The organism is Brachybacterium sp. (assembly GCF_036379615.1).
Lineage (GTDB): Bacteria > Actinomycetota > Actinomycetes > Actinomycetales > Dermabacteraceae > Brachybacterium.
This window is the reverse complement of the sequence record NZ_DASVGJ010000067.1, coordinates 37,197-54,323: the sequence shown is the minus strand read 5'-3', so window position 1 is coordinate 54,323 and position 17,127 is coordinate 37,197. Positions and strand designations below refer to the sequence as shown.

Genomic DNA, 17,127 nt, shown 5'->3' with positions numbered 1-17,127 from the left:
TGCCGCGGACTCACCCGGTCGGGGTGCGCGCCGTGATCAGGGAGAACAGGTCTTTGGGGTCATCCGGGTCGGCGATCAGGTCTATCCAGCTCAGCAGATCGGAGCCCCGGGTCGCCTGCTGTGCGAAGCGCAGGGCGGAGAAGTCCGCGAGCGCGAAGCCGACGGAGTCGAACACGGTGATCTCCTCGTCATCCGTGCGTCCCGCGGCCTCGCCCGCGACCACCTGCCACAGCTCGGTGACCGGGAAGTCCTCGTCGAGCTGCTGGATCTCGCCCTCCACACGGGTCTGGGGCTCGTACTCGACCACCACCCGGGCCGACTCCAGCAGCGCCGGATCCAGCTCGGTCTTGCCGGGGCAGTCCCCGCCGATGGCATTGACATGCACTCCGGGGCGCACCTGGTCCCGGTGCAGCACGGCGGCATGGGCCTTGTCCGCGGTGCAGGTGGTGATGACGTCGGCCCCTGCGACCGCCTCGTCCACCGAGACCGCCAGGTGCACGGCGAGGCCGAGCGGCTCGAGGTTGCGCCGCACCTTCTCCACCGCCGCCTCGTCCACGTCGAACACCCGCAGCTGATCGATCCCGAGCACCGCCCGGAAGGCGAGCGCCTGGAACTCCGCCTGGGAGCCGGCTCCGATCAGGGCATGCACCCGGGCACCGGAGCGCGCCATCTCCCGGGCCGCGAGGGCGGACTGCGCCGCGGTGCGCAGCGCCGTCAGCAGCGTCATCTCCGCGAAGAAGATCGGATAGCCGTTGTCGACATCGGCCAGCACCCCGAAGGCGGTGACCGTCTGCAGGCCGCGCGCCGGGTTCATGGGATGGCCGTTGACGAACTTGAAGGAGTACAGCTCCCCGTCGGTGATCGGCATCAGCTCGATCACGCCGAAGGGCGTATGGCTGGCCACGCGGGGGATCTTCTGGAAGGAGCTCCAGCGGCGCAGGTCGTCCTCGAGGGTGGCCAGGAGACCGGTGAGGAGGGATTCAGGACCTTCGCGCTGGATCCATCGGCTCATGCCGGGCACGTCGAGCAGGTGGGGCATCGTTCTCATCTCCCGTCGGTGGGCGCATCGTCGCGCAGGGGTCGAGGAGTGCTCTGGCCTCCAGCATAGGCCGACGGGCGGGGCGCCCGGTGCGATACCGGTCGACCCGCCCGTCGGCGGTGGTGCGGGGGCAGTGCCGGCTCGGACCGGCCGGCGTCGGCTCAGAAGAAGCCGAGCTTGTTCTCCGAGTAGGAGACCAGGAGGTTCTTGGTCTGCTGGTAGTGGTCGAGCATCATCAGGTGGTTCTCACGGCCGATCCCGGAGGACTTGTACCCGCCGAACGCGGAGTGCGCCGGGTAGGCGTGGTAGTTGTTCACCCACACACGGCCCGCCTGGATAGCGCGACCGGCGCGGTAGATGGTGTTCTGCTGCCGGCTCCACACGCCCGAGCCGAGCCCGTACAGGGTGTCGTTCGCGATCGAGATCGCCTGGTCGTAGTCGCTGAAGCGGGTCAGCGCCAGCACCGGACCGAAGATCTCCTCCTGAAAGATCCGCATCGAGTTGTCACCCTCGAAGATCGTGGGCTCCACGTAGTAGCCGCCGGAGAGCTCCCCGCCGAGATCCGCACGCCCACCGCCGATCAGCAGCGTCGCGCCCTCCTGCTTCCCGATGTCGATGTAGGAGAGGATCTTCTCGAGCTGATCGTTGCTGGCCTGGGCACCCATCATGGTGTCGGTGTCCAGCGGGTCGCCCACCGTGATGGCCTTGACCCGCTCGATCCCGTCGGCGACGAAGCTGTCGTAGATCGTCTCCTGCACCAGCGCGCGCGAGGGGCAGGTGCACACCTCGCCCTGGTTCAGGGCGAACATGGTGAAGCCCTCGAGGGCCTTGTCGTAGAAGGCGTCGTCCTGTGCGGCGACGTCCTCGAAGAAGATGTTGGGGCTCTTGCCGCCCAGCTCCAGGGTGACGGGGATCAGGTTCTGGCTCGCGTACTGCATGATCAGCCGGCCCGTGGTCGTCTCGCCGGTGAAGGCGATCTTCGCGATCCGCTTGTTCGAGGCGAGCGGCTTGCCGGCCTCGACGCCGAAGCCGTTGACGATGTTCAGCACGCCATCCGGCAGCAGGTCGCCGATCAGCTCGGCGAGCACCAGGATCGAGGCGGGGGTCTGCTCGGCGGGCTTGAGCACCACGCAGTTCCCGGCCGCGAGCGCGGGGGCGAGCTTCCAGACCGCCATGAGGATCGGGAAGTTCCAGGGGATGATCTGCCCGACCACGCCGAGCGGCTCGTGGAAGTGATAGGCGACGGTGTCGTCATCGAGCTGGGAGAGCGCGCCCTCCTGAGCCCGGATCGCGCCGGCGAAGTAGCGGAAGTGGTCCACCGCCAGCGGAAGGTCCGCGTTCAGGCATTCGCGGATCGCCTTGCCGTTGTCCCAGGTCTCGGTCACGGCCAGCATCTCGAGGTTGTCCTCGATGCGGTCGGCGATCTTGTTGAGGATCACCGCGCGCTCGGCGACCGATGTCGTCCCCCAGGCGGGGGCGGCGGCGTGAGCGGCGTCGAGGGCCTTCTCGATGTCCTCGGCGGTGGAGCGGGCCACCTCGGTGAAGACCTTCCCGGTGACGGGGGAGGGGTTCTCGAAGTACTCGCCCTTGACGGGTGGGACCCACTGGCCGCCGATGTAGTTCTCGTAGCGGGGCTTGAAGGTGACCTTCGCGCCCTCGGTGCCGGGGTGTGCATAGGCAGTCATGGCGTTCCCTTCGCTGCGGTGCGATATGAAGCGGAGCCGACGACGACGTCGGATGCCCGGCACCGTAACCCAGGTCACGTTGCACGAAGGTTGCGGAGCCCCGGCCCGGCCCTGCCCGCCCCGCCCCGTCCTGCCCCGCCCGGTCCGGCCCGAGAACGTCACAAAAGAGGTGAATAGAACGCCCCTACACCCCATGTCTGTGACTCTCAGGACCCGATGGCCCGTGGCGTGGTGGACCCGGTGGCGTGACTCGGAGCGAGTGTCACAAAGGAGGTGAATAGAACGCCCGTACACCCCATGTCTGTGACTCTCAGGACGTGATGGCCCGTGGCGTGATGGCTCGGGGCGCGATGGCTCGGGGCGCGATGGCCCGTGGCTCGGAGGGGGCGCGGTGCGTGGCCGCGCAGGGCTCAGCCGGTCTCGCCGCGCAGCGCCCGTGCCCGGGCGACCGCTGCGGAGCGCTCGGGGGCCTCCGCCGGTGCGATCGCGAGGATCGCCATCAGCACCTCGAGGTCATCCTCTGCCTCGGGCCGCTGGGCGTACTGCCACAGCTGGGCCGAGGTGCCGGTCTCGAGCACGAGCTCTCGGAGGTGGGTGGCGGTGCGTCGACGCTGCCGACAGATCGCGGGGGACTCGGAGGCGGGCAGGAGCTCACCTGCGGCATGGGCGAGCGCATCCTCGAGATCGCCGCGCTCGAGCGCTGCCCGGGCCCGCAGCAGATCGCTCGACACCGGACCCCGCAGACGGTACGGACGTGAGGCGATCTCGAGGTCCGGGAAGGCGGCGAGCACCTTGCGCAGCCGCACCATCTCGGCGCGCACGGTGCCCTCCGCGGTGACGCTCCCGTGCAGCTGTTCGGCCAGCTCGCCGCCGCTGATGCCGTCGGGGCGCTGGTGCATCACGGTGAGCAGCTCGGCGTGGCGGCCGCTGAGCTCGATGGTGCGGGTGCCCTGTCGCAGCAGCGGTGTGCGACGGCCCGTGACCAGCAGCTCGATCGAGGCGGCGGGGGAGCGGGGGAGGATCCGCGGTCGACGGGCGGCGGTGCGAGCCGACTCCGGGGGAGCGAGCGGCAGGCGGGCGCGCAGCTCCTCCTGCACCGCTCGGGCGGTGGCCTCCAGCAGCGGGAGGACCAGCGGGGAGACCGCCTCGGTGCTGCCGGTGACGTCCAGGACCCCGAGCGTCTCGCGGGTGAGGGGATGCAGCACCGGGACGGCGCTGCAGCTCCAGGGATGCACCGCCTCGTGGAAGTGCTCGGCCCCGACCACCTGCATCGGGGCGGCGGTGGAGAGTGCGAGCGCAGGGGCGGAGGTTCCCATGGCGTGCTCGGACCAGTCCGCACCGGCGGCGAACCCCATGTCGTCGGCGCGGGAGATCAGCTGGGGCCGGCCCTCGACCCACAGCAGGCGGCCGTCCGCATCCCCGAGCGCGACCATCAGCCCGGCCTCGACGGCCGGTTCGATCAGCCGTGAGCGCAGCAGCGGCAGCACTGCGGAGAAGAGGTGGCGGCGGCGTGCGTCGGTGAGCTCGTGGCCCTCGAGGGCGGCAGGGGCCGTGCCGCCCGCCTCGGACACCGTGGCCAGCGACCGCTGCCAGGAGGCGAGCACCGCGTCCCGCACGGGCCCGGTCGCGCGGGGCGGAAGGGTGTTCGCGCGCAGCTCCTCATGGGCGCGCAGGAGCCATGCCTGGTAGGCGGAATCCGTCGGTGACCAGCTGGTAGCGGTCACACGGACTCGCTCTCCCGGGCCGGGGAGGCAGGGCCTGCATCGCTCACGATCCACCTCGTCGTCGCTCGTGTCTCAGCTGAGGTGACCGTACCCCGTGGGGGAGGGCGGGGCAACGGCTGCGAGCCGAGCGACCTCCTCGGCTCACGCCTCGTGGTCGACGGTGTTGCGGGAGACGAAGTTGGCCGCGTACTCCTCCTGTGTCAGCTCGAGGACAGGAGGCTTCGACGCTGGTGGCTGCGGCGTGCCCCAGGGGTTCACGAGGACGACCACCTCTTCGCCCTCCTCATTCGTCGACAGGCCTTCGACGATGTGCACATGACCGTCGACGACGTCTCCGTCCGGTGCGCCACCGAGCAACCACCCTGGCGGAGTGCTGGTCACCACGGACCTGCCGTCCTCGAGGTCCGCCCGGATCGAGTCGAAGCCGACGTCGATGGAGAGACTCCCGTTGTCGCCGGTGATCTGGAAGGCGTTGTCACCTTCGGTCTGCGGGTTCGGCCGGAAGTGGTGGGGGCGGACGAGGACGACATGCCGCGGCGCCTGTCCGGTCATCGTCAGCTCACCGGGGCCAGGACGTCCACCAGGGAGAACAGGTCCTTGGGGTCGTCGGGCTGGGCGACGAGGTCCACCTCCTCCTGCAGCGCGCTGCCGGCGGTCGCGTCCCGGGCGCAGCGCAGCGCGGCGAAGTCCGAGATCGCGAAGCCGACGGAGTCGAACAGGGTGATCTGCTCGGCGCTGCTGCGTCCGGGAGCGACTCCGGTGAGCACCTCCCACAGCTCGGTGACCGGGAAGTCGGGTGCCATCTGCTGGATCTCGCCCTCGATGCGGGTCTGCGGGGTGAACTCGACGAACACGCCGGCCCGCTCGAGGATCCGGGCATCGAGCTCGGTCTTGCCCGGGCAGTCCCCGCCGATCGCGTTCAGGTGCGCTCCCGGCCGCACCTGAGAGGTGTCGAGGATCGTGTTGTGGGCCTTGTCCGCGGTGCAGGTGGTGATGATGTCCGCGCCGTCGACCGCCTCATCGACCGAGGTCGCGGCGTGGACGCGGAATCCGAGCGGTGCGAGGTGGCGCCGCACCTTCTCGATCGCCGCCGGGTCGATGTCGAAGACCCGAAGGTCCTCGATGCCGAGCACGCCGCGGAAGGCGAGGGCCTGGAACTCGGACTGCGAGCCGGCTCCGATGAGGGCGAGGGTGCGGGAGTCCGGGCGGGCCAGCACCTTCGCGGCCATCGCGGAGGTCGCGGCGGTGCGCAGCGCAGTCAGCAGGGTCATCTCCGCGAGGAAGGTGGGATAGCCGTTGTCGACGTCGGCCAGCACGCCGAAGGCGGTGACGGTCTGGAAGCCGCGGGCAGGGTTCGAGGGGTGGCCGTTGACGTACTTGAAGGAGTACAGCTCGCCGTCCGAGGTGGGCATCAGCTCGATCACTCCGAGCGGGGTGTGGCTCGCGATCCGGGGGATCCTGTCGAACTTCTCCCAACGGCGGAAGTCCTGCTCGAGGTACTCCGTCATCCGCACCAGGATCTTCTCCGCGCCGTCGCGCCGGATCCACCGGGCCATGTTCGCCACGTCGAGCAGCTGGGTCATCGTCTCGCCTCCTGGGTGCGGGTGGGGGCCGACGGGTCAGCATCGGCGCTGGTCCACCTCAGCCTAAAGTTCGCAGATGGCAGGCGATATGGCGGAAATGACGAACTTCTGCGAAGACCCTGCGCGGTCTGCATAGAGGGACTTAGCATGATGCGCATGGAGCGCCTCACGGACCTCGACGAACGCCTGCTCGCCGCTCTGCGCAATGATGGCCGCGCCCCGATCGCCGCGCTGGCCACCCGTCTCGGGGTCTCGCGCGCCACGATCACCAATCGCATCGACAAGCTCACCGCCGCCGGGGTGATCGTGGGCTTCACGGTGCGGGTGCGGGACTACGCCGAGGCCTCGACCGTGCGCGCCACCTCCTTCATCGAGGTCGAGGGCCGCAGCACCGATCGGGTGATCGTGCAGCTGCGGGGCTTCCCCGAGATCCAGTCCCTGCACACCACCAACGGCGGCTGGGACCTGGTCGCCGAGATCGCCTGCCCCGACCTGCCGGCCTTCGACGACGTGCTGCGCCGTATCCGCTCGATCGACGGGGTCGTCAACTCCGAGACCAGCCTGCTGCTGAGCTCCGTGCTGCGGTGACCCGATGAGGATGCGCAGCACAGCTGTCGTGGTCGAGGACGGACACCTCCTGGTGATCGGCCGACGGAAGAACGGCCGGGAGTACTCGGTGCTCCCGGGCGGCGGCGTCGAGGAGGGGGAGACGCCTCGTGAGGCGTGCCTGCGCGAGCTGTGGGAGGAGACCGGCCTCGTCGGGGTCATCGTCGCCGAGCTCCACCGAGAATGCACCGCGCAGGACTCCGCCATCTACTTCCATGTGCGCACCTCGCGCGGGAATCCGACGCTGACGGGCGGCCCGGAGCTCGCGACGTCGGGCGAGGAGAATGTGTACCGCCCGGGGTGGGCGCCGGTCGCGGAGCTCGAGACGATCCACCTGGTCCCGGAGCACGCCCTGGCCGCGGTGCGTGCACTGCTCTGATCCCCGGCCTCTGCTCGCCGTCCTCGCATCGCGTCAGAGCACCAGCACCTCAGGTGCCATGGCGAGCGTCGCCGCCGTGGTCAGCACGGCGTAGCCGGTGAGCACCGCGCACAGCAGCCACTCCCGAGCGCTGCCCGCATCGCCCAGCAGCGGCACCGCGACGTCCCCGCTGCGCTGCCACAGCGGCGAGGCGAGGCGCTTCGGGGGCTTCGCCACCAGCGGCCAGGTGGGGAAGGGGACCCCGTCGGTGGTGAGCAGATCGCCGACCAGGTGGGTCAGCGCTCCCACCGCCACCGCGGCCGGCAGCCAGAAGGAGGTGTCCGGTGCGGTGACGGCCACCAGGAGCCCGCCCGCGAGGCCCACCGCCCAGGGCAGCAGTCGTCCCTCGACGGTCTTCAGCGCCCGGGTGCCGAGCGCGCACAGGATCGTGACCAGCAGCGCGGCGCCGGCCTCGATCTCGCCCAGCACCGGCACCCTCACCTGCCAGTCGAGTCCGTTCACGAACGCCGCGAGCGCGGTGAAGGCGACGACGGCGAGGAGCGTGTGGGTCGCGCCGCGGTGCCCGGCCGCCCGGCTCACCGCCCGGGTGAGCGCCTTGGTGAGTCCGCCGCCGGAGCGGGCGATCGTCGCACCGGGATGGTCGATGTCCGGCAGCAGGGCGGCACCGGTGGCGACCACGGCACCGGCGATCACCTGCGAAGGACTCAGATCCCACAGGTCCAGCCCGCTCACGTGCCCCAGCACGGTCGCGGAGCCGGCCAGGGCCATCCAAGCGGCGGTGCCGCTGATCGCGTGATGTCCGCCCATCATGGGCATCGGCCTCCTCGGGGTTCGGTCTGCTCGGCCTCACCAGGGGAAGGGTGCGGGCGGAGCCGCTGGTGGGACGCGGGACGTCGCCGGGGGAGGAGGGCCGCAGGGAAGACTACCGGTGGGTCATGACAGCGGGCCGGGGAGGCGTCCTCAGTGCTGCGAGCGCCTCCTGGACGTGCTCCGGTGGTGCAGGAGCTCCGCCACGTGGAAGGCGATGACCGCGAGGCCGACGCCGACGATCACCCCGATCGCGAGCACGTACAGGCTGCGGTGGGACCAGGGCAGGCGCACCGGATGTCGCCACTCCACGATGCTCATCGCGTCATCGCCGCCAGCAGCTCGAGCACGTGCCGGTAGCTCTTCCCGGTCGCGGCCTGCAGACCCAGCTCGCAGGTGCGGTTCGCGGAGACGTACCAGTCCGTCTCCCGCAGGGCGACCTCGGCGGCCTCCGCGGCGGTGGCGGAGGCGGTCAGCTCGGGGTGCAGCATGCCGCGGTCACCGGCATAGCCGCAGCAGCCCCAGTCCACCGGCACCACCACCTCCTCGGCGGCCGCCTCCGCGATCGCGAGCAGGTCGCCCGTCGCGCCGAGATGCGTGGTCGAGCAGGTGGGATGCACGGTCACCGAGCCGGTGCGCTCGCCGATCTCGAGCCGTTCCAGCAGGTGCCGCCGCACGAAGGTGATCGCGTCGATCACCTCGATACCGGTGCCCGCCATCGCCTCGAGGATGCCCTCGGTGCAGCTGGACGCATCCACGACGACGGGCAGGCGGCCCTCCTCGCTCGCCTCCCGCAGAGCGGTGCGGACCCGCTCACGCATCGTCTCCTTCCCCGCGGTCATGCCCTTCGAGGAGAAGGGGGTGCCGCAGCAGAGCGACGCCGCATCCTCGGGCACGGCGAGCCGCACGCCCGCGCGCTGTGCGAGAAGGGCCAGGGAGGCCGGGACGCCGCGGGCCCCCGAGGGAGAGGTCGAGGCCGACGAGTCCGCGGGAGCCGGCGCAGCACCCGCCGACCCGCATCTGCAGCTCCCGCCGCAGCCACCCGTGGTCTGCCGCAGCCGCTCCTCCGCGGCCCCGAACATGGTGTGCACACAGGCCGGGAGGTACACAGCCATGACGTCGGCCGAGGCCCGCCCGCGGCCGCCCGCCCGGCGCACCGACCCACCGCGCCGCGGCAGCTCCGGCCGGTACTGCGGCACCATCTCAGCCCCCAGCACGGCGCGGCCCACCTCGGTCGCCGCTCGGGGCAGCGCCGACGGCATCGCCCCTGCCATGCCCATCGCGGCAGACGCCCCGCGGGTGAGGAGACCCCAGCTCCCTGCCGCCGCCTTCCAGGCCGACTCTGCGGCAGGGGCGACATCCTCCGCGCGCAGCCGCCGCACCAGGTCCCCGGTGTTGATGCCGACGGGACACGCCGTCTCGCACATCCCGTCGACCGCGCAGGTCTCCAGCCCCTGGTACTCGTACGCCGCTCGGATCGCGCTCGCCGTCTCCAGGTCCCCCCGCTGCTCGGCGCGCCGCGCGTCCCGCCGCAGCACGATCCGCTGCCGCGGCGTGAGGGTGAGGTCCTTGGAGGGGCACACCGGCTCGCAGTAGCCGCACTCCACGCAGCGATCGGCCTCCTCCTCGATCCCCACCACGGGCTTGAGATCCCGCATGTGCGCGGAGGGGTCATCGGTGAGCACCACGCCCGGGTTGAGGATCCCGGCCGGGTCCACGAGCGCCTTGAGCTCCCGCATCACGCCGTAGAGCATCGGCCCGTACTGCCGCTCGACGAACGGGGCCATCACCCGCCCGGTGCCGTGCTCGGCCTTGAGGTTGCCGCCGTGGCCCAGCACCAGCTCGACCATGTCCTCGGTGAACGCCTCGAGCCGGTCGCCGCCCTCGCCGAGGCGTTCGTTGAGCAGGAAGTGGATGTTGCCGTCCTTGGCGTGCCCGAAGATCACCGACTCGGCGTAGCCGTGTGCGTCGAACAGACCCTGCAGGCCCTGGCAGGTGGCCTCGAGCGTCGGCACCGGCACCACCACGTCCTCGAGCAGCGCCGTGGAGCCGGCCGGCCGGGCCCCGGCGACCGCGGCGTAGAGGCCCTTGCGGGTGGTCCACATGGCGGCCCGGCGTGAGGCATCGGTGGTCATCGAGAAGGGGGCGGCGAGACCGAGCGAGGCGGCGAGGGAGTCGGCGTCGGCCGAACGCTGCGCGAGCGCCTCCGGCTGATCCGCCCGATGCTCCACCAGCAGCGCCGCATGACCCTCGACGGCGAGCCCCAGGATCTCCTGCGGCGCTCCGGCCAGCTCCTGTGCGACGCGCAGCGAGCGGGCGTCCATCAGCTCCGCCGTCGCGAACCCGGCACCTACCACCTCCGGCAGCGCAGCCGTCGCGGCGGCGAGCGAGGGCATCACCAGCAGCCCGGTGGCGATGTGCGGCTGGATCGGCACCGTGCGGAACACCGCGGAGGAGACGAAGGCGAGGGTGCCCTCGGAGCCCACGACCAGATGGGCGAGCACCTCGGCCGGAGTCTCGAAGTCCAGCAGTGCGTTGATCCCGTAGCCCATCGTGTTCTTCAGGGCGAAGCGCTCGGTGATCACGCGTGCGGCCTCGGCGTTCTTGCGCACCTGCCGCATGAGCCGCAGCAGGCCCTCGCGCAGCGTCGGCTCCTCGCGCCGCAGGCGCTCATCGGCTCCGGGCAGGGACGTGTCCACGACCGTCCCCGTCGGCAGCACGAAGCGCAGCGACTCCAACGTGCGGTAGGAGTTCTCCGCGATCCCCGCCGCCATGCCGGAGGAGTTGTTCGCGATCACGCCGCCGATCGTGCAGGCGATCTCGGAGGCCGGATCCGGGCCCAGCCTGCGCATGTGCCGCAGCAGGTGGGCGTTGACCTGGCGCAGCGTCGCCCCCGGACCCACCCGCACGCGCTCGCCGTGATCGAGCACCTCGATCGCTCGGAAGTGCCGCCGCACGTCCGCCAGCACCGAATCGCTCTGCGCCTGGCCGGAGAGGCTGGTCCCGCCGGAGCGGAAGGTCAGCGGCCGGCGCTCCCGCGTCGCCTGCCGCAGCAGCGCGACCACCTCGGCCTCGTCGGCGGGAGCGGTCACCGCCTCGGGCAGCAGCAGGTAGTGCGAGGCATCGTGCGCGAGGGTGTGACGGGCGACGACATCGGTGTCGAGCAGCGGCGGAGCGGCCATGCCTCACGGTATCCCAGCCTGTACGGTCGAGGCGTGACGAGCGACCAGACCTCCCTGTCCCTCTACTTCGACCGCCTCACCACGGCTCTGTCCACGGCGGCGTCCTCGGTCGCGCCCGAGGACGCGGAGACGGACCCGGTCCAGCTCGATCGCGGGATCACCGGCGACGTCGAGAACGACGGCGACATCCCCGACCTCTCCTTCCTCTCCGGTGCGCAGGAGGACCACCTCGGCGTGGCCCTGTGCTCCATCGAGGGGGAGATCACCGCCTCGGGCACCGACCACAGCTTCCCGATGCAGTCGATCTCCAAGGCCTTCGCCTACGGCGCGGCGATCGATCTGCACGGCATGGACTACGTGGACACGATCGTCGACGAGGAGCCGACGGGGGAGGAGTTCAACGCCCTCAGCCTCGACCCCGTCACCAAGAAGCCGAAGAACCCGCTGGTCAACATCGGTGCGATCCGCACCCACGCGATGCTCGGCACCACCAAGCAGGAGCGCACGCAGCGGCTGCGGGCGGTGCTCGACGCCTCCGCGGGGCGCGTGCTGGCCCCGCACGAGGAGACCTGGCGGGAGGAGCTCAAGAGCGCGGACCGCAACCTCGCCCTCGCCTACATCCTCCGTGCCGCAGGGTCCATGTCGGAGGACGCCGCCGACGTGGTCGGCGGCTACATCGAGGGCTGCTCCGTGCTCACCACCGTCACCGACCTCGCCGTGATGGCCGCGACCCTCGCCTCCGGCGGCACCAATCCGCTCACCGGCGAGAAGGTGTTCTCCCGGGTCGCCGCGCGCCAGGTGCTCTCGGTGATGCTCACCTGCGGGATGTACGACAACGCGGGCGACTGGGTCAGCGACGTCGGCCTGCCGGCGAAGTCCGGCGTGGGCGGCGGCATCATCGCCGCCCTGCCCTCCCGTTTCGGGGTCGCCAGCTACGCCCCGCAGCTGGACCTGCACGGCAACTCCGTGCGCGGCACCCTCTTCTTCGAGCGCCTCAGCACCGACTTCGCCCTCCACATGCTCGACGGCGTGGAGCCCCGAGACCTCGAGGAGTGCGCGCAGGAGCTGATGGAGGCGGGGACGCACTGGTGATCCGGTCACGGCGGCTCGCGCCCGACGAGTGGCGGCTCTGGCGCGAGCTGCGGCTGCGCGCCCTGGCGGATGCCCCCTGGGCCTTCGGGAGCACGCTCGCCGAGATCCGCGACCGTGACACCGAGGCGCACTGGCGCGAGGGGGTCAGCTGGCCGAAGGTCCCCTTCGTGGTGGAGGTCGACGGTGTCCCGGCCGCGATGGGGCGTCTCCTGTTCGGCGACGATCCCGTGCACGGGGACGGCCCCGGAGCACGCGCCGAGCTGATCTCCGTGTGGGTCGCCCCGGAGCATCGTGGCCGCGGCGTCGGGCGCGTCCTGGTCGCTGCTGCGGTCGAGCATCTCGCCGCGCACCCTCCGCAGACCGGGCTGCTCCTGGCCGTCGTCGAGACGAACCTGCCCGCCCGCCGGCTCTACGAGAGCTGCGGCTTCGAGGTGATCGGCCGGAACCCCGAGGACGACGCCGAGCTGCTGATGGAGCGCCGCGCTGCCGAGCTCCGCGCTGCGCCCGGCGGCACGATTGCGCCCTGAGGACCTATCGCGAGAGCGCACACAGGTCCTCAGCGCGCAATCGCCGCGTCATCGCGTCATCGCCGCGTGGGCGCCGCGCTGACGCCGTGCGGGTCGTCGACGGCGCAGATCCCCCGAGGTGGGCCGACAGATCGGTAGACTCCCCCCCATGAGTTCCCCTACGAGCAACGACCTGGTCCGTCGCCCCTTCGAGGGCCTGCCGAACGAGCAGGATCTGGTGGCGATGCGCCAGCTGATCCCGGCGGCGACCATGGCCGCGAAGACCACCGCCGAGTACGGCTCCCTCGACGTCGAGCTCGCCACGATCCTGCCGATGGCCTGGCCCGCCGTGCGACGCACGGACGGATCCCTCACCGTCGGCATCCAGGCGCCGTTCCCCGGCAACGACCTCTCGCGCGGCCTCGGCCAGGCCGTGAGGCTCGCCGCCGCCCTCGATCCCGGCAGTCCGATCACCGCTGTCACCCTCGACGAGGACTCACCCCGTCTGCAGGACGTCCTCGACCTGGACGGCGGCTTCGAGATCCAGGTCCAGGACACCTTCGAGTTCTGGCTCGACCCGAGCGCTGAGCGCACCGGGGAGATCGAGCGTGCGATCAGCCAGGCCAACGACTCGATCATGCCCACTCGCCCGGTGACCGGCCTGGCCCACGGGTACTGGGTCGACGCCGGCGCCAAGGAGCACCTGCGCTGGGTGCTGGACGCCGACGAGGAGAAGGTCATCGACGCGGTCAGTCGCCTCCATGCCCGCCGCGAGTCCGGCATCGGCGAGGGCACCAAGTACGTCGGCTCCTTCCGGGCCGAGGGCCTCACCATCCCGGTCTGGGACCTGCCCAAGGGGTACGGGGCCGAGGGCGTCGAGGCGGAGGCGGAGGCGTTCCGCACCCGCTTCGAGGAGGCGCTCGCCTCCACCGAGCCGCTGTCCACTCTCGAACGACGGGCGCGCGGCGGCATCGTCGCCCGCCAGGTGACCCTGCGATGAGCACCGCGGGGCCGCTGGCGGTGCACCGTCCCGAGCAGGTCGCCGTCGTGATCCCCGCCAAGAACGAGGCGGAGCGGATCGAGGCGACCATCGAGTCCGCCCGCCGGATCGCGGGGGTGGATCTGGTGGTGGTCGTCGACGACGGCTCCACCGACGCCACCTCCGCCGTCGCCATGGGGGCCGACGCCCTCGTGGTGCGGCACAAGTCCAACCGCGGCAAGGCCGCCGCGATGGCGACGGGTGCTCAGCTGGTCGCGATCCGGGAGGGCGCCGAACGGGCCGACGGCGGGGAGGGCTTCTCCGAGGAGCTGCACGCCGAGCCGCGGGTGGCCGGGCACACCGGCCCGCTGCCGGTGATCGATGGCTCCGAGACGGTGCCCCGCGCCCTGCTGTTCCTGGATGCCGACATGGCCGGCTCCGCCGAGGCCGCGCAGCCGCTCGTGGACGCGGTGCTCGGTGAAGGTGTGGACATGGCGATCGCCCTGCTGCCTCCGCAGGAGGGTGCGACCGGCATGGGCATCGTGGTGCGCACCGCCCGCCGCGGCATCCTGCGCGCCACCGGATGGGAGCCCACCCAGCCGCTGTCCGGCACCCGCTGCATCACCCGTGAGACCTGGGAGGCCTGTCTCCCGCTCGCCGCCGGCTGGGGCGTGGAGACGTCCCTGACGATCGATGCCCTCACCTCCGGGTTCTGGGTCAAGGAGATCTCCGCCGCGCTCCACCACCGCGCCACCGGCAGGGACCTGCGCGGTCAGCTGCACCGCGCCGCCCAGCTGCGGGACGTGGTGCGGGCCCTCGCCCGCAAGCGCCACCTCGCCCCGGACCTCGACGGCGACGCGGGCTCGCCCTCCGAGCCGCCGCAGGCCCTGACGGAGCCGCCCGTGCCGGTGCCGCAGCCGGAGCCGTCGGCGTCGCCGCTGCCGACCGGTGCGGCGGACCACGACGAGCAGAAGACGTGGACCGTCGTCCCCGAGCGGGATGCGGAGTCCGAGCGTGTCGAGCGGGCCGAGCAGGCGCAGGAGCGCCGCGCGACCCTCGCCGACCTGCCGGTGAACGGTGAGTTCTCCGACGACGAGACCCGTGCCCTGGGCGATGTCGACGTCGCGCAGCTCGATGCCCTGCTGCGCGACCTGCCCGTGGACGGCGACTTCGCCCCCGATGACGTGGTCTTCCTCGCGGGCACCGACCTCGAGGTCCTCGCCGTCCGGCTCCACGACGCACCGGTCCAGGAGCGCTTCGCCCCGGAGCATGCGGTGATCATCGCCTCGCACCTCGAGATCGGGGAGCCCACGATCCCGGACTCGATCCCCACGCCGCTGAGCGCCGACGAGTACACCTCGCTGGTGGTGCACGCCGCGGTCGAGGCGGAGAACGGCGGGAGCGGCGAGAACGGCGGGAACAGCTAGGCGTTCTCCCGCGCCGCGTCCGCGGCTGCCTGTGGCGCGGGCAGCACCGCCGGCAGGTAGGCCAGCCAGATCCCGAGCATCGCCGCCACCAGCACCGGCCCGGTGTCGTTGGCCGCATAGCCCACCCAGGCGCCCACCACGAGCGCCACTCGCACCCGGTACGAGGCGGGATGCTCGACGTCCAGCGCCGCGAGCCGCCGCCAGCGGAGCCGCCGCGGCATCAGGATCGCGATCGAGGCGAGCACGGCGAGCACCAGCACCAGGGCAAGAGCCCAGTAGCCGGTGGCCATCGCGATGTTCTGGGCCAGCTTGCGCACCACCACCGAGACCAGCTCGCCGCTCAGCAGCTCATCGATGAAGCGCCCCAGATGCGTGCGGTCCTCCGGCGGTCGCAGCCAGTCCAGGAACGAGACTCCCAGCACGGCGACCGCGCCGCCGGCCCCGAGGGCGAGCAGGTGCCACAGCCGAGGCCGGGTCCCGGAGACCAGCAGCGCCAGCAGACCGAAGGCGGGGATCGTGGCCAGCATCGACCCGAAGTCCGCCCCCATCGACGGGGCGACGCACACGATCGCGACCAGGGCGCCGACGACCACCGTCCACACCACTCGTGCGCGCGGCGTGCGCACCACCGCGAACAGGCACAGCAGCGCCATCAGCACCGCAGCCAGCACCATCCCGTAGAGATGGTTCGACAGCCCGTAGAAGCGCCCGCCGGAGATCGGCTGCGCCCCCAGCGGCGAGCCCAGCTGGAACCGGGATCCGATCGCGGATTCGCCGAGGATCAGCAGCGCGACCAGCGCCGAGGAGACCCCTACCGGGCCCAGGCGATGATGCCGCCAGGGACCGGCCAGCACCAGCACCGACGCCAGTGCACAGCCCGCCCACACCACGCCCGTCAGCGCCAGCGTGTGATGCTCCGCCCGCCACCACGGCACGAGCGAGGCGAACATCCCCACCGGCAGGGCCAGCGGCGCGATCGCCGCGAGCGCTCGGCCGACGGCGGCGAGCCGCGGACGCCGCGCCAGCGGCGGGACCAGCAGGATCACGATCCCGATCACGCCGAGCAGGAACCAGGAGCCGAGCGCGGGCACGGTCGCGGCGTCGACGTGCGCGGCCGCCTGCGAGCGGTCCAGCGCCAGCTGCTGCGGATCCGCGTGGTCGGCGCCGCGGAAGGGCTGGCCGGGGATCAGACCGTCGGCCGAGGCATCGTGGGAGGTGAGGACCGTGGCGAGCACGTCGGTGAGCACCACGACCCCGGTCTGCTTGGTCGCACCGCTGGTCAGGGCCTGCCCGGGGAAGGCGGTGTCGAGAGCGACCTGCAGGCCGGCGGTGCGGGAGGCGACCGCGCCGGGGTGCTCGACCGCTTCCGGATGCTCCGGGTCGGTCGCCGCGACGGAGACCAGCAGCGTGCGGGGGAGGTCCGCGGCCCCGCACCCGCCGAGCTCGTCGAAAACCGCACCGACGGTGGCATCGAGGGAGGTCAGCGCCTCCTCGCGGGCGGGTCCGTGAGTGCGGGGAATCGGAGGGGCGATGACCTCGACGAGGTCGCCTCCCTCGAGGGCGTCGGCGATCTCGGTGTACGCGGATCCGGACGGGCCCTCCGGTGCCCCGTCCCCGGCGGTGACCTCGGCCGACGTCGGTCCGTCGAGATCCATCGTGGTCACCGGCACGTCGAGCTGCTCCCACTGGTCCTTCGCCGGGTGCGGGATGCCGCTGGTGCGCGGCGCCTCCTCCGCCAGGCCCCGGTACCCGGAGCGCAGCGTCTCCAGGCCCTGTCGCTTCGTGGAGACGACCGAGGTCGAGGTGGTGTTCATGGCGCCCGCCCCGGAGCGGTCGGCGAGGCACTGCAGATGCGGGGTGGTGCCCGGATCGATGTCCTCCCACCCGAGTCCCGCGGTCGCGATGACGAGCCGCACGGGATCGTTGGGGCCGTGGGGATCGTCGGCGGAGGCGGTGGGTGCTCCGGCGAGGAGGAGCGCGCCGAGCAGGAGGGCGAGAAGCACGGCGAGCGGCGTGCGGCGCACGGGGGAGGGAGGATGCTGGAGCACATGCCGATGCTACGGGGCGCACCTCTCGGTGAACCCTGACCTGCGCAGTCTCTCCACCGATCCCTCACGC

General features: G+C 71.8%; 15 protein-coding genes. 6 read left to right on the top strand and 9 right to left on the bottom strand.

Going from position 1 to position 17,127, the window contains the following annotated elements; all coding sequences use genetic code 11:
• Positions 1 to 10: 10 nt before the first annotated feature.
• The 5 genes from VF289_RS14490 to VF289_RS14470 form a co-directional block, all read right to left on the bottom strand.
• Positions 11 to 1,039 (bottom strand): ornithine cyclodeaminase, encoded by a 1,029-nt coding sequence (locus VF289_RS14490; RefSeq protein ID WP_330884614.1) that lies wholly within the window; start codon positions 1,037 to 1,039, stop codon positions 11 to 13.
• 161 nt (positions 1,040 to 1,200) lie between these two features.
• Positions 1,201 to 2,724 (bottom strand): aldehyde dehydrogenase family protein, encoded by a 1,524-nt coding sequence (locus VF289_RS14485; protein ID WP_330884613.1) that lies wholly within the window; start codon positions 2,722 to 2,724, stop codon positions 1,201 to 1,203.
• 410 nt (positions 2,725 to 3,134) lie between these two features.
• A complete protein-coding gene (locus VF289_RS14480) occupies positions 3,135 to 4,448 on the bottom strand; it encodes a transcriptional regulator (protein ID WP_330884612.1) in 1,314 nt (437 codons plus the stop codon).
• Positions 4,449 to 4,589: 141 nt separating this feature from the next.
• The gene (locus VF289_RS14475) at positions 4,590 to 5,000 is read right to left on the bottom strand and encodes a hypothetical protein (protein ID WP_330884611.1); all 411 of its coding nucleotides are present in this window, start codon (positions 4,998 to 5,000) and stop codon (positions 4,590 to 4,592) included.
• Positions 5,001 to 5,002: 2 nt separating this feature from the next.
• Positions 5,003 to 6,031 carry an ornithine cyclodeaminase gene (locus VF289_RS14470; protein ID WP_330884610.1) on the bottom strand — a complete coding sequence of 343 codons (1,029 nt, stop codon included), beginning with the start codon at positions 6,029 to 6,031 and terminating at the stop codon, positions 5,003 to 5,005.
• 156 nt (positions 6,032 to 6,187) lie between these two features.
• Here VF289_RS14470 and VF289_RS14465 point away from each other — a divergent pair, with 156 nt between their 5' ends.
• On the top strand, positions 6,188 to 6,619 hold the full coding sequence (locus VF289_RS14465; protein WP_330884609.1) for an Lrp/AsnC family transcriptional regulator: 432 nt from the start codon (positions 6,188 to 6,190) through the stop codon (positions 6,617 to 6,619).
• A 10-nt stretch (positions 6,620 to 6,629) separates the two neighbouring features.
• Positions 6,630 to 7,016: an NUDIX domain-containing protein gene (locus VF289_RS14460; RefSeq protein WP_330884608.1), complete on the top strand. Its 387-nt coding sequence runs from the start codon at positions 6,630 to 6,632 to the stop codon at positions 7,014 to 7,016.
• 33 nt (positions 7,017 to 7,049) lie between these two features.
• Here VF289_RS14460 and VF289_RS14455 read toward each other — a convergent pair whose 3' ends face one another.
• The 3 genes from VF289_RS14455 to VF289_RS14445 form a co-directional block, all read right to left on the bottom strand.
• Positions 7,050 to 7,826, bottom strand: a complete 777-nt coding sequence (locus tag VF289_RS14455) for a metal-dependent hydrolase (protein WP_330884607.1) — start codon at positions 7,824 to 7,826, stop codon at positions 7,050 to 7,052.
• A gap of 150 nt (positions 7,827 to 7,976) precedes the next feature.
• On the bottom strand, positions 7,977 to 8,144 hold the full coding sequence (locus tag VF289_RS14450; RefSeq protein WP_330884606.1) for a hypothetical protein: 168 nt from the start codon (positions 8,142 to 8,144) through the stop codon (positions 7,977 to 7,979).
• The gene (locus tag VF289_RS14445) at positions 8,141 to 11,005 is read right to left on the bottom strand and encodes an FAD-binding and (Fe-S)-binding domain-containing protein (RefSeq protein WP_330884605.1); all 2,865 of its coding nucleotides are present in this window, start codon (positions 11,003 to 11,005) and stop codon (positions 8,141 to 8,143) included. Before VF289_RS14445 ends, VF289_RS14450 begins: the two co-directional genes overlap by 4 nt.
• 33 nt (positions 11,006 to 11,038) lie before the next feature.
• Here VF289_RS14445 and glsA point away from each other — a divergent pair, with 33 nt between their 5' ends.
• The 4 genes from glsA (at position 11,039) to VF289_RS14425 (ending at position 15,009) form a co-directional block, all read left to right on the top strand.
• The gene (gene glsA / locus VF289_RS14440) at positions 11,039 to 12,097 is read left to right on the top strand and encodes a glutaminase A (protein ID WP_330884604.1); all 1,059 of its coding nucleotides are present in this window, start codon (positions 11,039 to 11,041) and stop codon (positions 12,095 to 12,097) included.
• Complete coding sequence (locus VF289_RS14435) at positions 12,094 to 12,624, top strand: GNAT family N-acetyltransferase (protein ID WP_330884603.1); 531 nt, start codon at positions 12,094 to 12,096, stop codon at positions 12,622 to 12,624. Before glsA ends, VF289_RS14435 begins: the two co-directional genes overlap by 4 nt.
• Before the next feature lie 148 nt (positions 12,625 to 12,772).
• Complete coding sequence (locus tag VF289_RS14430; RefSeq protein ID WP_330884602.1) at positions 12,773 to 13,603, top strand: DUF5926 family protein; 831 nt, start codon at positions 12,773 to 12,775, stop codon at positions 13,601 to 13,603.
• Positions 13,600 to 15,009 carry a glycosyltransferase gene (locus tag VF289_RS14425; protein ID WP_330884601.1) on the top strand — a complete coding sequence of 470 codons (1,410 nt, stop codon included), beginning with the start codon at positions 13,600 to 13,602 and terminating at the stop codon, positions 15,007 to 15,009. Before VF289_RS14430 ends, VF289_RS14425 begins: the two co-directional genes overlap by 4 nt.
• Here VF289_RS14425 and VF289_RS14420 read toward each other — a convergent pair.
• The gene (locus VF289_RS14420; protein WP_330884600.1) at positions 15,006 to 17,057 is read right to left on the bottom strand and encodes a hypothetical protein; all 2,052 of its coding nucleotides are present in this window, start codon (positions 17,055 to 17,057) and stop codon (positions 15,006 to 15,008) included. The genes VF289_RS14425 and VF289_RS14420 overlap by 4 nt on opposite strands.
• Positions 17,058 to 17,127 lie beyond the last annotated feature (70 nt).